General features: G+C 40.0%; 1 pseudogene. It reads left to right on the top strand.

The features are described from left to right. A pseudogene (locus AAEY75_RS17460) lies at window positions 1-204 on the top strand (DJ-1/PfpI family protein); the annotation flags it as partial. Window positions 205-230 lie beyond the last annotated feature (26 nt).

The following is a 230-nucleotide window of genomic DNA, read 5'->3' as shown; positions in this document are numbered from 1 at the left end:
GAGGATATCGCCGATCTGAAAGCAATGTTTACAACACTAGAGGTAATAGAAAATGTACGCTGGGTCGATGAAGGTGACATCATTACTTCTGCTGGTATTTCTGCAGGAATTGATATGAGCTTACATATTGTTAGTAAGCTTCATAGTCTAGATCTCGCAGAGAAAACGGCTCGCCAAATGGATTTTGATTGGACTAAATCGTAGTTTAGCCACCTGTAACCGTATAAAAC

Origin of the sequence: Psychrobacter sp. TB55-MNA-CIBAN-0194 (assembly GCF_040309505.1) — a bacterium.
GTDB lineage: Bacteria > Pseudomonadota > Gammaproteobacteria > Pseudomonadales > Moraxellaceae > Psychrobacter > Psychrobacter fozii.
The sequence above is the reverse complement of the archived record's forward strand: the minus strand, read 5'-3'. Positions and strand labels throughout refer to the sequence as shown.